This window comes from [Lactobacillus] rogosae (assembly GCA_900112995.1).
Classification (GTDB): Bacteria; Bacillota; Clostridia; order Lachnospirales; family Lachnospiraceae; genus Lachnospira; species Lachnospira rogosae.
Map to the genome: position 1 here is coordinate 55,450 of FONU01000012.1, position 12,475 is coordinate 67,924.

A 12,475-nucleotide genomic window follows, 5' to 3' on the forward strand; every position below is an offset into this window, starting at 1 on the left:
TTATTTTTTTATAGATTTTTTGATTCTTATGTGATAAAATTTAGGCTGAAAAAGTGAATTGAAACTATAATAAAAGAGGTGTTATGTGATGAGTGAAGTTTCAACAATGGAAAGAGTAATTCGTTCTGATGTATCAATGGAAGAATGTAAGAAGATAGAGAAGGTTCTTAGAAAGAACAATATTTCATATTTTGAAAGATGGAAGTTACATACAGGACTTCTTAGATTTCTTAATAATGATAAGAATGCCAAATGTGATATTTTAGTTCATATGGATTCGTTTGAGAGAGCTAAAGCACTGCTTGCGGCAGGAGGCGTTATGGACGAATCAGTCAGTGAACATAAGGATTCAAAGAACTCTAAGAATAAATAATTGTTAAGAATAAATGATTGATAGTAATAAGTAATTGTGAATAATCAATAATTGATAATAATCAATAATTATTTATGAATGATTGAACGAGAACAGAATACATATAGGTCAGGAATGGAGAATACTATATAATGAGAAAGAGCATAGTAAAAAATGCTTTAAAGACGAAATCAGCCGTTATTATAGCTGTCATTATGAGTGTGTTGTTTATATCAGGGTGTGGGAAATCATCAAGTGTAAGCAGTAATGATGTATTAGATACAAGCGAGGTTTCAACACAGGAAGAAACAACAATTGATACACACCCGTTTGACATAACAATGACATTTACAGGTGATATTAACATTGCGGAGGGTGAGCCGACAACTAAAGAACTTGATAAGAATAACGGAGATATTACTAAATGTATATCGCCAGAGCTTATAAAGTATATGAAAGATGCAGATATTACATTGGTTAATAATGAATTCTGCTACAGTGACAGAGGTGCACCTCTTGCTAATAAAATGTGGACATTCAGAGCTGGTCCAGAGAGAGCAAAGGTGCTTAATGCACTTGGAGTAGATGTTGCACAGCTTGCTAATAATCATGTATATGATTATGGACAGGAGGCAATGTATGATACATTTTCTGCTTTAGAAGCAGTTGGGATTCCGTATGTTGGTGCTGGAAGAACGCTTGAAGAAGCAATGAAACCATATTATACAGAAGTTGACGGAAAGAAGATAGCTATCGTGGCAGCTTCAAGAGCTGAAAAGTATAAGATGACACCACAGGCTACAGATACTACGCCGGGAATACTCAGATGTTATGATACAGAGTTATTTGTCCAGACAATTAAAGAGGCCAGAGCTAATGCAGATTATGTAGTTGCTGTTGTCCACTGGGGTACTGAGCATACAACTGTGCTTGAGGACGTTCAGAGGTCTAGTGCAAGGGAATATATAGATGCAGGAGCAGATGTTATCATCGGCGGTCACAGCCATTGCCTTCAGGGTATAGAGTATTATGAGGATAAGCCTATATTCTATAGTCTTGGTAATTTCTGGTTCGATGAATATAATGTTGATACAATGCTCGTTAATATCAGAATAAGCGGCAATGATGATGGTGATAAAATTGATGTATCAGTAGTGCCAGCTGTTCAGGACGGCACATTACAGGGCTGTGTGACACGTATATGCACACAGGAAGAAGATAAAAGCAGAATATTCAGCCTTCTTAATAAGGTGAGTATTAATGCAAATGTGGCAGATGACGGAACGGTTACGCAGGTTAAGTAAGTGTGGTGGCATAACGGACGGTATATGGCTTAGGTGGCGGCTGGTATCAGGGGCTTACGCCAGAATATTTAATTGGATATTGTTATAAAACAGATTGCAAAGAAAATCGCGGTTATTATCAAAAGTCAGGTACTTTGAGCACGCCGGTACTTAGGTGCTGTATTTTAGCACCTTAGTATCCGCTACGTGCGAGAGTAGCGAGAGCGTGCCTGACGTTGATGATAACCGCGATTTTATTTACTGTCGTCTGTTAGTTATTACTGTTATTTAGCTAAAGCATTTATTAGTGTCATATATTGAATGACTATCGTGAAGCAATGTGTATTAGTCTGTAGTATCTTTAAGCGACTGCATATATTCATGCATAGATTCTGCAACAATCTTACTATGTGCCACAGCCTCTACAACAGTTCTTGCCCCATTAACGACATCACCAGATGCGAATATTCCCGGGCGTGATGTATGACCTGTTTCGTCAGCTTCAAGAAGACCACGTTTATTGGCATTTAAGCCTTTAGTGCTGTTGACAAGTCTTGTCATTGGTCCCTGGCTTATTGAGATAATAACGCTGTCTGATTCATATAATGTGTCGCTTCCATCTACATCAGTGAATGAGCCATCTTCATTTTCTATTACATCTCTGAATATTACGCCGTTATCTTTAATCTCAACTGGTCGTTTGTTATATTCAAATTCAACACCTTCAAGAGTGGCGTAGCTGAATTCGTACTGGCTGGCAGCTACTTCTTTAGTGATAGAGAAGCAGGTTAGCCTGCGGACACCTTTTCTTATCGCTGTTCTTGCAACGTCCATAGCAGCATTACCAGCACCGATTACGATTACACGTTCTCCAAGCTTATAGCTGTCGGGGTTGTTAAGATAGTTAATTCCAAAGTGGACATTTCCAAATGTCTCGCCCTTTATGTGAAGTGTGTTAGGATTCCATACGCCAGTTCCTACGAATATAGACTTATAACCATCACGGAATAAATCTTCAATAGTTATTGCACTTCCTATAAGAGTATTAGGACGTACCTTGATACCCTTTAATTCAAGATGACGGTATTCGATATCGTCAAGAACTGATTTGGGAAGACGAAATTCAGGAATACCATATCTTAAGACACCGCCAATTTTGTCCTTGCCCTCAAATATAGTTACCTGATATCCATATCTTGCCAGGATAATAGCAATTGTAATTCCAGCAGGACCTGAACCGATAATAGCTACACGCATACCGTTAGATGGCTTAGGACCTTCTGTCATTTTGTTAGCATATGTAGTTGAGATATAATTCTCTATTGTTGAAAAATGTACAGGTGCTCCCTTACGTCCAAGAACACAATGCCCCTCGCATTGGTTTTCGTGGTTACAGACAAGACTGCATACAGTTGTAAGAGGATTATTTTCAAAAAGCATTTTACCTGCTTCATCAAGCTTGTTCTCTTTGAGTAACTTAATTGCCAGTGGAATGTTGGTGCTTATAGGGCAGCCTTTCTGACACTGTGGAACTTTGCATTGAAGACAACGATTGGCTTCATCCATAACATGTAATGCCATATATACCTGCTTTCTGCGCTAGTGCGCCATATAATAATAACCAGAATATATAGTCAGCAGGAAATGTTAGTGCCAACTAATATTCTGGTTATATTCTAGCATATGTGATTGCTTATTAAAAGAATAGATAATCTTTTCACAATTATTTGAAGATATTTCTGAATAATCTAACCAATATTGATTGTGAAGGTGCTAATGTGACTATAGTATCTGTGGTATTTAACATTCGTAGTACATACACGGCGATAAATAGCACCGCAGATAATATAAAGATACAATTCAACAGGCGGCTTAACCTGACGGAAGGCTTAATACGTCTGGTATTAACTATATATACGATAACACTTATTAATAGCACTGGAAGTGTAAGGACAAGAGGGTGATAATTAAGTGCAGCGTGTGTATCACCGTGAAGAATTGCAAGCACAGCTCTCGTCATACCGCAGGCTGGGCAGGAAATGCCTGTTATGAATTTAATAGGACAGCCAATATGGGTAAAATAGAGTAGTATAATAATAAGGAAGAAACAGGCTGATAATTTGAAAATGTTCCAGTAAGAAGATGTTCTGATGTTATGCCAGCGTATTGATGATTTAACAGGGTGTGAGCCGGCAGTTGTATTGTGCTGTGGGTTCAATGAATGTTTCATATTCTTAATAAAATCCTTAATATTAATAAAATTCTTAATATAATAAGTTACATTGTTAGAAATTATAATTGCCAATTATAGGTGCAAGTTAATTAATAAATATATAACAAATAGTGAAAAATATTACATATACACCTTGATAATAACGATAAGTTATATATTTTAATAAATTTTTAATTTTTGTGCATTTTACTCTATACAATTGTATTTTTAATGTATTTTCTTCTTATTATATAACATAATGGTATGTCTGCATACATTTTTTATATATGTTATAAATGATAAAACATAAAGAATTCTATGTAAAATATTAAAAAATAAATAAATGACCGATGGTCAGTATTGCTTGATATCCCTTAATTGTACTAACTTTTATACATAATAAATGCTGTATCATAAAGTCAGATAATACATATATTTTTATGTAATATTAGAAAATTATCATATCCATAATTAATTGAGATAACAAGTTGATGTACTGATATACATACATAGATTTGTATAATATGTTAAGATTAAAAAGTTAAGATTGTTAAAAATTAATTTATTTGCTTTACATTTCCATAAAATGGGTATAAACTTCGCAGTGAGAAAAAGAAAGGATAAGGAGATGGTTTTTTGAATGATTTAGCACAGAATCTTATTGAAGAGCTTCAATGTGAGACCGTCTTTACGATTCCTATTTTGGGTGGAATACCAGTATCTGAGGCAGTTGTGGTCACATGGATCATTATGGCAGTCCTGGTTGTAGTTTCATTTATACTGACCCGAAATCTTAAGGTGGATCATATAAGTAAAAGACAGGCTGTTGCTGAAAGCATAGTTACAGGTCTTATGAAGATGGTTCAAGGAATGGTTGGCGAGAAGGGTAAGGCTTATGTGCCGTATCTTACAACAGTTATGTTATATATTGGTGTTTCCAATATTATCGGACTGTTTGGATTTAAGTCCCCAACAAAGGACTTAAGAGTAACGGTAGCACTGGCACTTATGAGTATTATTCTTATTGAAGCTGCTGGTATCTATCACAAGGGTGTTAAGCGTTGGTTACACGGCTTTGTTGAGCCGGTTGCAATCGTAACACCAATTAACATTCTCGAAGTTGTTACAAAGCCACTTTCACTTTGTATGCGACTTTTCGGTAATGTATTAGGAGCTTTCGTTATTATGGAGCTTCTGAAAATGATACTTCCGGTAGGACTTCCGGTTGTGTTCAGTCTGTACTTCGATATATTTGATGGTTTACTTCAGGCATACGTATTTGTATTCCTTACATCATTGTATATTGATGAGATTACAGAATAATTAATTAAGAAAGCTTGTTGTGTAGGCAGATAGCCTATATATGAGTATATGTTAAGAAAAAGGAGATAAGATTATGAGTGGAACAATTATAGCTATTGGCGCAGGTATCGCCGTATTAGGTTCATTTGGTGCAGGTATTGGTATTGGTATAGCAACTGGTAGAGCTTCAGAAGCTGTTGCAAGACAGCCAGAGGCAGAAGGTAAGATTACAAAGACACTTATTCTTGGTAGTGCGTTGGCAGAGGCTACTGCTATTTACGGTTTCGTTATCGCCCTTATGATTATCGTTATGCTTGCTTAAGCATAATAAAAGCCTGCTTTGGCAGACAAATATAAAGATAACAAGAAAAGATTAAAGGAAAGGCAGGGAATAAGATGCTCCAGTTAGATGTTTGGAATGTTTTATTTACAGTTATTAACCTTTTAATTCTCTTTGTGCTTATGAGAATATTCTTATATAAGCCAGTTCAGAAGATTATTGCAGCAAGACAGGCAGAGGCCGATAAGCAGTTTGACGAGGCTGCGGCTAAGCAGAGCGAAGCAGAAGAACTTAAGACTAAGTATGAAGCAGTTTTAAGTGATGCTGAAAATGAGAAGAAAAAGGTTGTTGCTGAGGCGAGAAAGACTGCTGATGAAGAATATCAGCGTATCGTAACAGATGCACACAAGACAGCTTCACAGATTAAAGATGACGCCGAGGCTGAGGCAATAAGCCAGAAAGAACAGATATTAAAGAAAGCAGAAAAAGAAATTGCAGATATGGTTGTAGATGCAGCAGCTAAGGTTGTCGGAAGCAATAGTGCCGATACTAATGCAGCACTTTATGACACATTTTTGAATAAAGCAGGTGATAAATAGTGATACAGACAGCAATTGATTATGCAAAAGAATTACATAAAGCTGGAATGACACACGAAGAATTATCTTCGGTGAAAGATATATTTGATGTTGTACCACAGGTTAAGGAAGAACTTAATGATCCTACGGTATCACTTGAGAAGAAGCATCTTGTGATTCAGAAAGTATTTTCTAAAAATGTAAGAAACTTCTTACAGCTTTTATGTGATAATAATGATGTTAATTTATTTGAAGAAGTATATAAAGCTTTAACAGAACTTGAAAAGACACCAGAACAGAAGGAAAGTTCAGCAGTCCTTACATATGTTGAAGCACCATCTGATGAGCAGCTTGCAGGTATTAAGAAGTTCATTGAGAAAGAATTCCATAATCCTGATATCAAGCTTGAGATGGTTAAAGATCCATCTCTTAAGAGTGGATTTGTATTAAAGGTTGGCTCTAAAGAGTATGACTGGAGTGAGAAAGCACGTATTGACCAGTTAAAGAGCAGTATTGCCAAGGCGGTTGGCACAGGCTCGGCTACAGCAAGTGAGAAAGGTATTCTTTCAATCCTTGAAGCTAATATCGAAGATTTCCAGCTTGAAGTTAAGGATAAAGAGATTGGTGTAGTTAACTGGGTTGGTGATGGTATTGCCAATGTTGATGGAATTGACCACGCTTTTTATGGTGAAATCGTTATATTCGACAGCGGTGTAAAAGGTATGGTTCAGGATGTCAGACGTGATGAAGTCGGCGTTATTCTTTTTGGTAGTGATATTGAAGTTAAAGAGGGCAGTAAGGTTGTCCGTACAGGAAAGATGGCTGGTGTTCCAGTTGGTGAAGGTTTCCTTGGAAGAATTGTTGATGCACTTGGTTCACCTATTGATGACAAGGGTGATATCCAGGCAGATGGCTACAGACCAGTAGAGTGTGAAGCACCTGGTATTACAGAGCGTAAGTCAGTATCAGTACCTATGGAGACTGGACTTCTTTCTATTGATTCAATGTTCCCTATAGGACGTGGACAAAGAGAGCTTATTATTGGTGACCGTCAGACAGGTAAGACAGCTATCGCAACAGATACAATTATTAACCAGAAGGGTAAAGGCGTTATCTGTATATATGTCGCTATTGGACAGAAAGCTTCTACAATAGCCAAGCTTGTTAATACATTAAAGACAGCAGGTGCTATGGATTATACAACTATTGTATCAGCTACAGCAGCAGATCCAGCACCATTACAGTATATTGCCCCATATGCAGGTACAGCTATGGCTGAATACTTTATGCACAATGGCAAAGATGTACTTATTATATATGATGATCTTTCAAAGCACGCGGTTGCATATAGAGCAATATCACTTCTGCTTGAGCGTTCACCAGGACGTGAAGCTTACCCAGGTGATGTATTCTATCTTCATTCAAGACTTCTTGAAAGATCAAGCCGTCTTTCACCAGAAGCAGGTGGTGGTTCAATAACAGCACTTCCTATTATAGAGACACAGGCAGGCGACCTTTCAGCATATATACCAACCAATGTAATATCTATTACAGATGGTCAGATATTCCTTGAAAGTGAGTTATTCTTCTCAGGCCAAAGACCAGCCGTTAACGTAGGTCTTTCTGTATCCCGTGTTGGTGGTGCAGCACAGACTAAGGCTATGAAGAAGGCAGCAGGAAGTATCCGTATTGATCTGGCACAGTACAGAGAGATGGAAGTGTTCACACAGTTCTCATCAGATCTTGATGAAAGTACTAAGAATCAGTTACAGCACGGACGTGCACTTATGGAACTTCTTAAACAGCCGGTTAGCCACCCATTCAGTATGGCTGAACAGGTTATTATATTAGTTTCAGCTAATGCACATATTTTTAGTGATGTTGAACTTGCGGATATTAAGACATTTAGAAAAGAAATGCTTACATTCTTTAAAGAACAACATTCAGATATTATTAATACAATTGAGTCCACTAAAGATCTCACAGATGAGACTAAGGAAGCAATTATAGAGGCTGCTAAGGAATTTAAGAATAAGTAATATTAATAAAAATGTGTGGAAATGGAGGATAAGCTATGGCGAATACTAAAGAAATTCAAAGCAGAATAAATAGTATTCATGATACAATGAAAATCACCAAAGCTATGTATATGATGTCCTCAGTTAAACTTAGAAAAGCCAGACAGAAGCTTGAGGATACAGAGCCTTACTTCTATGGATTGCAGGATCAGATAAAGAGTATTTTGTATCATTTTCCTACTATGCAGCATCTTTTCTTTGATAATAGAAATAGTGATATGCACGAGCAGATAAAGAAAAAAGCATTTATCGTCATAAGTGGTGATAAAGGAATGGCTGGTGCATATAACCATAATGTATTAAAGGAAGCCAAGAGATTGTGCGATGAGTCACAGGAATACAAGATATTTGCAATAGGAGAAACTGGCAGACAGTATTTTACTTCACTTGGTTATAATGTTGAGGAGTCATTCAGATTTTCAGCTAATAATCCATCAGTTCACAGAGCCAGAGTTATAACAGAAGACATAGTTGAGCGTTATAAAGAGGAAGAAATGGACGAGGTGTATATTGTGTATACACGAATGGAACGAGGAATGAAAGAAGAGGTCGAGGTTGAACAGTTACTTCCTCTTAAGACCAATCAGTTCATTAAGGAAGAGTTAGTTGATAATGTAAAAAAGGGTAAAAGTAATGGTACTCTTGAAGATTTTGAAGGCTCAGATGATTATTTTGTAATATATCCGTCACCAAAGGTTGTTCTTAATGATCTTGCATACAATTATGTAACAGGATTCATATATGGAGCACTTGTTGAGGGCTTTGCGACAGAAGAAAATGCACGAATGGTTGCTATGCAGGCAGCTACAGATAATGCAGAAGCTATGCTTAAGGAATTATCAATTGAGTATAACAGACTTCGTCAGGCAGCTATAACACAGGAGATTACTGAGGTTATAGGTGGTGCTAAGGCTCTTAAGAAGAAAAAGATGAAGAAAGCAAAGGCGGGAAAATAGCCGCAAGATATAGCAGAAAGAGGTGAATTCAGGTGGAAGAGATGAAAGGAAAGATAGTACAGGTTTCAGGACCTGTAGTCGATGTCGAATTTGAGGGCAGTTATCTTCCAGCAATCAAGGATGCACTTTATGTAATACAGGATGGAAAAAAGAAGACAATGGAGGTATCACAGCATATAGGTAATAACGTTGTAAGATGTATTATGCTTGCAGCTAGTGAGGGCCTTTGTAAAGATATGGAGGTAACAGCTACAGGAAGCGGTATATCTGTACCTGTGGGTGAGAAGACTCTGGGAAGACTTTTTAACGTCCTTGGAGATACCCTTGATAATGGAGAAAAATTAGATGAAGAAGAACACTGGTGTATACACAGAAATCCACCAACATTTGCAGAGCAGAGCCCTGTTGTAGAAATGTTACAGACAGGTATCAAGGTTATTGATCTGCTTGCACCATACGCTAAAGGTGGTAAGATTGGTCTTTTCGGTGGTGCTGGTGTTGGTAAGACAGTTCTTATTCAGGAGCTTATCAGAAATATAGCTGCTGAGAGTGGTGGTTATTCAATATTTACAGGTGTAGGAGAGCGAAGCCGTGAAGGTAATGACTTATGGACAGAGATGAAAGAGTCCGGAGTTATTGATAAGACAGCTTTGGTATTTGGTCAGATGAATGAACCACCTGGAGCAAGAATGAGAGTTGCAGAGACAGGTCTTACAATGGCTGAATATTTCAGAGATGTTAAGAAGCAGGATGTGTTGTTATTCATTGATAACATTTTCCGTTTCGTTCAGGCTGGTTCAGAGGTTTCAGCACTTCTTGGACGTATGCCATCAGCCGTTGGTTACCAGCCAACTCTTGCAACTGACTTAGGTGAATTACAGGAGAGAATTGCTTCAACAACAAGAGGTTCTATCACATCAGTTCAGGCTGTATATGTACCAGCCGATGACCTTACTGACCCAGCTCCTGCAACAACATTCTCACATTTGGATGCAACTACAGTTCTTTCAAGAAAGATTGTTGAACAGGGTATATATCCTGCCGTTGACCCACTTGAGTCAACATCAAGAATTCTTGAACCAGATGTTGTTGGTGAGGAACATTACAACGTAGCAAGACGTGTTCAGGAAGTTTTACAGAAGTATAAGGAATTGCAGGATATCATTGCTATCCTTGGTATGGAAGAACTTTCAGAAGATGATAAGCTTACTGTATACAGAGCAAGAAAAATCCAGAGATTCTTATCACAGCCTTTCCATGTAGCTGAGAACTTTACAGGTACACCTGGTAAATATGTTCCGGTTGAAGATACTGTTAAGGGCTTCAAGGCAATACTTGATGGTGAAATGGACGAATATCCAGAAGCTGCATTCTTTAATGTAGGTACTATTGAAGATGTTAAGGCTAAGGCTGAAACATTAAAGTAGATAAAGCTGGATCTGCTTCACAAGACAGGAAAGCAGACAGCTTTCTATGTCGTAGAAGTGTAGTTTTTGCTTTGTAATAAACAATGAGGTAAAACCTTCGGCTCCTGCAAGGGCAGTCGCATTTTTACTTCGTAAAAAACAATGAGGTAAAACCTTCGGCTCCTGCAAGGGCAGTCGCATTTTTTACTTCGTAAAAAACAAGGAGGTATGGGTTGAATACATTTTCATTGAAATTAATAGCCTGCGATAAGGTATTCTACGATGGACCTTGTGAAATTCTTATATTTGATGGTTTCGATGGAGAGATGGCTATTATGGCTAATCACGAGCCTATGACCTGTAGTGTTGAAACAGGAGAATTAAGATTCAGAGTTCCAGGAGAAACTGTATGGCAGGAAGCTATAGTTTCGACAGGACTTCTTAAAGTTGAACACAACAAAGTTGATATAATAGTGTATTCGGCTGAAAGACCTGAAGAAATAGATAAGTTCAGAGCTGAGGCGGCGCTTGAAAGAGCGAGGGAACAGCTTGCACAGAAACAGAGCATTATGGAATATCACGTATCGACAGCCTCTATGGCGCGAGCTATGGCACGACTTCGTGGTGTTAAGAACCATGATGTATAGAAAGTTAATATATTATAATATGTACAGGGCTTGCAGGGCAGAAAATGTACCAGCAGGCGGTGTATGTAGATATTAATAAAATGTAAAGACACCATTCATTAGCGTGAAGTTAATGGGTGGTGTTTTTAAATGACTAATATATTAGCTATTATTGACAAAAATTAACTAAATAGCTAATATATTAGCTATGAATAATATATTAGATTTAATGAAAACTCCAAAAGATGTTAATAATGATATTGTAAAGAGAATGAGAGCAAGAAGAAAAGAACAGAAGCTTACGCAGGCAGAGCTTAGCAGGCGTGCAGGCGTAAGTTTAGGTTCTTTAAAAAGATTTGAACAGACGGGAAATATATCACTTGACTCCCTTATTAAGATTGCTTTTGTTCTGAATTGTCAGGAAGATTTTGAAAGTCTTTTTGCTAAAAAAGGATATTCGTCTATTCAGGAGGTTATTGATGGTCAGCGTTAAGAAGCTTGATGTGTGTATTGCCATAGTGGGTAAAAGTGGAATGGGAGCACTTGAGTATTATCCAGAAAATATATTTTTGCAAAAAGAAGAACAGATGTCATTAGATGAGATAGCCAAAGAATGTGAAAGAATATTTGAAACTAATAATTCAGAAAGTCTTGATAACATATTTCAAATGGGAGGTTCATCAGGTGGTGCAAGACCCAAGGTATACTATGATATAGACGGAGAAGAATGGATAGTAAAATTTCCGTCATCGTATGATAGCAAAGATATAGGACAGCAGGAATATGAATATTCGTTATGTGCAGGAAGATGTGGTATAAATATGCCAGAGACACGTTTGCTTAATTCTTCAATAGGTTCAGGATATTTTGCGGTAAAGCGTTTTGACAGACAGGGAGATAAGAAAATTCATATGGTATCAGTGAGTGGTTTAATGGAAACTTCGCATAGAATACCGAATCTTGATTATAACCAGCTAATGAAGCTGACATTTATACTTACAAAAAGTTATGAAGAAGTTGAAAAAATGTATCGCCTTATGTGCTTTAATGTATTTGCACATAATCGTGATGACCATTCTAAGAATTTTTCTTTTATTTATAATGATAATGAGAAAGTATGGGAATTATCACCAGCATATGATTTGACATACAGTAATTCTATAGGTGGAGAGCACGCAACTATGGTAGATGGTAATGGGCGTAATCCGGGTATGAAAGAGATACTTCAGGTGGCGGAAAATATTCAACTTGATAGCAGGAGGGCAAAGAAAATAGCGGAAAATATATATGAAATAGTAGCAAATGATTTAAAAGACTATATTAATCAATCTTACAAATAAGTATTAATTCCTATTGCACAAATATAAATACAATGTTATATTAGTATTAGAAAATATTGTAA

At 37.1% G+C, this 12,475-nt stretch carries 13 protein-coding genes; 11 read left to right on the forward strand and 2 right to left on the reverse strand.

The genetic code is table 11. From position 1 onward, the window contains the following. The first annotated feature begins 88 nt into the window (after window positions 1–88). Both BM157_RS06185 and BM157_RS06190 read left to right on the forward strand, forming a co-directional pair. Window positions 89–373 carry a hypothetical protein gene (locus BM157_RS06185; RefSeq protein WP_022502504.1) on the forward strand — a complete coding sequence of 95 codons (285 nt, stop codon included), beginning with the start codon at window positions 89–91 and terminating at the stop codon, window positions 371–373. 131 nt (window positions 374–504) lie between these two features. Then, window positions 505–1,656, forward strand: a complete 1,152-nt coding sequence (locus BM157_RS06190) for a CapA family protein (RefSeq protein ID WP_055306964.1) — start codon at window positions 505–507, stop codon at window positions 1,654–1,656. Window positions 1,657–1,980: 324 nt separating this feature from the next. On the opposite strand, the gene BM157_RS06195 is transcribed toward BM157_RS06190, so the two are convergent. Both BM157_RS06195 and BM157_RS06200 read right to left on the reverse strand, forming a co-directional pair. Further along, window positions 1,981–3,216 (reverse strand): NAD(P)-dependent oxidoreductase, encoded by a 1,236-nt coding sequence (locus BM157_RS06195; protein WP_022502502.1) that lies wholly within the window; start codon window positions 3,214–3,216, stop codon window positions 1,981–1,983. A 142-nt stretch (window positions 3,217–3,358) separates the two neighbouring features. Further along, complete coding sequence (locus BM157_RS06200) at window positions 3,359–3,865, reverse strand: DUF2752 domain-containing protein (RefSeq protein WP_022502501.1); 507 nt, start codon at window positions 3,863–3,865, stop codon at window positions 3,359–3,361. Between the two features lie 618 nt (window positions 3,866–4,483). Here BM157_RS06200 and BM157_RS06205 point away from each other — a divergent pair. From BM157_RS06205 to BM157_RS06245, 9 genes are all read left to right on the forward strand, one after another. Further along, window positions 4,484–5,170: a F0F1 ATP synthase subunit A gene (locus BM157_RS06205; protein WP_022502500.1), complete on the forward strand. Its 687-nt coding sequence runs from the start codon at window positions 4,484–4,486 to the stop codon at window positions 5,168–5,170. A 73-nt stretch (window positions 5,171–5,243) separates the two neighbouring features. Beyond that, window positions 5,244–5,471, forward strand: coding sequence for an ATP synthase F0 subunit C (gene atpE, locus BM157_RS06210; protein WP_022502499.1), 228 nt, complete (start codon window positions 5,244–5,246; stop codon window positions 5,469–5,471). A 74-nt stretch (window positions 5,472–5,545) separates the two neighbouring features. After that, complete coding sequence (locus BM157_RS06215; RefSeq protein WP_022502498.1) at window positions 5,546–6,028, forward strand: ATP synthase F0 subunit B; 483 nt, start codon at window positions 5,546–5,548, stop codon at window positions 6,026–6,028. Next, window positions 6,028–8,046, forward strand: coding sequence for a F0F1 ATP synthase subunit alpha (gene atpA / locus BM157_RS06220; protein ID WP_022502497.1), 2,019 nt, complete (start codon window positions 6,028–6,030; stop codon window positions 8,044–8,046). The genes BM157_RS06215 and atpA overlap by 1 nt, the downstream gene beginning before the upstream one ends. Window positions 8,047–8,081: 35 nt before the next feature. Continuing rightward, a complete protein-coding gene (gene atpG, locus BM157_RS06225) occupies window positions 8,082–9,041 on the forward strand; it encodes an ATP synthase F1 subunit gamma (RefSeq protein ID WP_022502496.1) in 960 nt (319 codons plus the stop codon). A gap of 41 nt (window positions 9,042–9,082) precedes the next feature. Beyond that, on the forward strand, window positions 9,083–10,468 hold the full coding sequence (atpD, locus tag BM157_RS06230) for a F0F1 ATP synthase subunit beta (protein ID WP_022502495.1): 1,386 nt from the start codon (window positions 9,083–9,085) through the stop codon (window positions 10,466–10,468). A 212-nt stretch (window positions 10,469–10,680) separates the two neighbouring features. Continuing rightward, entirely contained in the window at window positions 10,681–11,094 is a 414-nt protein-coding gene (atpC, locus tag BM157_RS06235; RefSeq protein WP_022502494.1) for an ATP synthase F1 subunit epsilon, read from the forward strand. Window positions 11,095–11,281: 187 nt separating this feature from the next. Next, window positions 11,282–11,566 (forward strand): helix-turn-helix domain-containing protein, encoded by a 285-nt coding sequence (locus BM157_RS06240; protein WP_022502493.1) that lies wholly within the window; start codon window positions 11,282–11,284, stop codon window positions 11,564–11,566. Then, entirely contained in the window at window positions 11,553–12,413 is an 861-nt protein-coding gene (locus BM157_RS06245; protein ID WP_090140363.1) for a type II toxin-antitoxin system HipA family toxin, read from the forward strand. The genes BM157_RS06240 and BM157_RS06245 overlap by 14 nt, the downstream gene beginning before the upstream one ends. Window positions 12,414–12,475: the final 62 nt, after the last annotated feature.